The organism is Aneurinibacillus aneurinilyticus ATCC 12856, assembly GCF_000466385.1.
Lineage (GTDB): Bacteria > Bacillota > Bacilli > Aneurinibacillales > Aneurinibacillaceae > Aneurinibacillus > Aneurinibacillus aneurinilyticus.
In genome coordinates, this window is record NZ_KE952673.1 from 1 (window position 1) to 2715 (window position 2715).

Annotated in this window: 2 protein-coding genes; one reads left to right on the forward strand and one right to left on the reverse strand. The window is 36.3% G+C overall.

Features of this window, described 5'->3' with window-relative positions; all coding sequences use genetic code 11:
- Positions 1 to 63 precede the first annotated feature (63 nt).
- Positions 64 to 1110: a hypothetical protein gene (locus HMPREF0083_RS02215; protein WP_040301211.1), complete on the forward strand. Its 1047-nt coding sequence runs from the start codon at positions 64 to 66 to the stop codon at positions 1108 to 1110.
- A gap of 834 nt (positions 1111 to 1944) precedes the next feature.
- Here HMPREF0083_RS02215 and clpP read toward each other — a convergent pair.
- Positions 1945 to 2526: an ATP-dependent Clp endopeptidase proteolytic subunit ClpP gene (clpP, locus tag HMPREF0083_RS02220; RefSeq protein ID WP_021619331.1), complete on the reverse strand. Its 582-nt coding sequence runs from the start codon at positions 2524 to 2526 to the stop codon at positions 1945 to 1947.
- Positions 2527 to 2715: the final 189 nt, after the last annotated feature.

Genomic DNA, 2715 nt, shown 5'->3' on the forward strand with positions numbered 1-2715 from the left:
AGTAGTATGTGTCCAAAATTAGGGGGTTAACCCGATAAGAAACAATTAAAAAGGAGGATGTTCATGATTAAAACCTTTCAAAAAAAATCTTATCGTTGGTCGGCACTTGGATTAGCTTCCTTATTCGCGCTATCTTCTGTTTCATTAGTCAATGCAAAAGAAACCGGTCAGTATTCCCAGGAATCATTAGATGCCAATCTTCCATCCTCCCCTTTGATAGCTGCGGAAGTAAACCGTTCCTCTTTTGCAACTGAACAGGAAAGCAATCCAATCCAACAGAAAGAGAGAATGATTGAACAAGCGAAAAGTTTTTCGTTTAAGGAATGGACTGTTGATGAAATTATGGCCCAGAAAGGCATGAAATCGGCATTAGAATCATTCTATGATCAATTTCCACGAACAAAAGCATATAAAATCATGGGGAGCAAAGAGCAAAGAATAGAAGATAATAAAGAGAAAAATGGGGTTCATTTGTTATTAATAAGTGAAGGAAAGGAGTCATTTGTCTTAACCTTTGACACAAAAGCAGAGAAGATAACAAATTATTTTCAAGTAGTAATGAATATTCCTAAGTCAGAATTACCAACAACAGTTCAAGCCTCTTTGGATAAAGTCTATAGCCTTTCACCAGAAGTGAAGAACCTTAAGCTTTATAGGTCCAATATGTATTTCTCTACCATAAAAGGGGGGGACCAATTGAAAAAATATTCTCTTGGGTTTAATGAGAGCGGAAAAAGAGGGAAAGGAAAGACAAATGATAAAGGGTTCAGCATAAGGTTTGATGAAACAGGTAAGGTTCGGGATTTCGTGTTCGAAAGACTCCCTTTAGTCAACCTTAAAGGAAACACAAAAGAGGAGAAAGCGCAAGACCTTTTAAAACGGTTATATGGAGGAGAAGCTAACGAATACAAAATCGAGAAAGTAAATGAAATTTCAAAGGATGACTCAAATAATAAAGACAATGAGGATTCTAAAATAGGGAGTATAGTATTTACGTCTACATCCCCTGAAAAAGATGCGTTTATGGTCCTTTTTAACACTAAAGGTGAGCTTATAATGTCTAGCGTGAGTATCCCAGATTTTTTAGAATACCAAATGATGTTTGAATAGCATATATGGTACAAAAAAGCCGTTCTAATTGGAACGGCTCAGAGTGTGAAGAAACCCTATTTATGAAAATAGAGATTTTCCACTTAAAAGTTTGACGCCTCAGATTCGCCTGTATGGGCTTCTAGAGGCATAGGGAGACATTTTTGTCCCCCCTAAAATCATCAAAATTAGGTCGAGATTTTTGAAAAACCACTTTCTCGACAGCCTGATGATTTGAGAAAAATCATATTCTTTTATCGAGATGGATGTAATTAACAACAAGAGAGTTGATTCTCTATTTTTTTCCTCTTATCATGATGAGTAGTTTATATTATTATCCAAAAAAGGGGGATTTTTAATGAAGCGTACACTACCATAGCTTACCAAAAAGGGCACACCGACTTTGGTGGGCCAGTACAATTCAAAAGGCCAATTTTATGTTCTCGGATTTGAGAAGTAGAATCTTGTTGCATCGTTTCCATTTCTTTTAGAGAGAATCGATCATTATCTCCCCCTGTAGTGATCGGTCCTTCTTCTAATCGGAAGGCAACATTCGTATTTTTACGTATAAAATGAGTGATGAGACACTTTACAAGGAATTGGGGAGAAAGCTTCCCATTTGGTGCGTATAACGATATCGTATTAAAAATAGGAAGAGAGAATCATATTATATTTTTCTACCTAATAGGGGTCGCCGTATCATTTCGGGAAAACTATATGTTTAGACACAATTTAGACATAATTAAATCAGCTTCCTGTACGTTAATTAATTTTTTACATAGAAAAAGCCGAATTCCTGTTCGCTAAGGAAAATCGGCTTTTTCTTCGGATAAATCTTCTACATTAAAGATAAATTTATTGAGATGTAATAATCTTATCAATTAACCCGTACAACTTTGCTTCCTCTGCATCCATAAATTTATCCCGATCAGTATCACGTTCAACTTTTTCGATAGGCTGCTTTGTTTGCTGAGATAATAATTGGTTGATGTGACTGCGCAATCGTATAATTCTCCTTGCACTAATCTCAATATCTGATGCCTGTCCTTTTGCACCTCCAAGTGGCTGATGAATCATAATCTCACTATTCGGAAGGGCCAATCTTTTTCCCTTCGTTCCACTTGAGAGTAAAAAAGCTGCCATAGAAGCCGCCATTCCTACACATAAGGTGCTGACATCAGGCTTTACATGCTGTATCGTATCATAAATCCCCATTCCAGCCGTAATAGAACCACCTGGAGAGTTGATATAGAGACTGATATCTTTTTCAGGGTCTTCTGCTTGTAAAAATAAAAGTTGTGCAATTACACTGTTAGCTACCTCATCTGTAATTTCTCCAGCTAGAAAAATAATACGATCTTTAAGAAGGCGAGAGTAAATATCATAGGAGCGTTCTCCCCTGTTTGTTTGTTCTACTACGTAAGGAATAAGATTCATCTGCTTTCCTCCCAATTTGTTTTAGTAAAACGTACAATCAACTCGATATTTTTTTTCTAAGCTCGACAATTCATTGCTTACGTATTGTGTTTGTAAGGGAAACCCAACAAATTTTTCTTCTGCATGCGATTCGTTTAGTTTTTTTCTCCTTTTAAGATTTGAGAAACAGAGTGAATGACCTTCTGCTTT

What these genes read in the sequence shown, in the direction of transcription:
- HMPREF0083_RS02215 (WP_040301211.1), top strand. Translation starts at nt 64, where the DNA reads ATGATTAAAACCTTTCAAAAAAAATCTTATCGTTGGTCGGCACTTGGA.
- clpP (WP_021619331.1), bottom strand. Translation starts at nt 2,526, where the DNA reads ATGAATCTTATTCCTTACGTAGTAGAACAAACAAACAGGGGAGAACGC.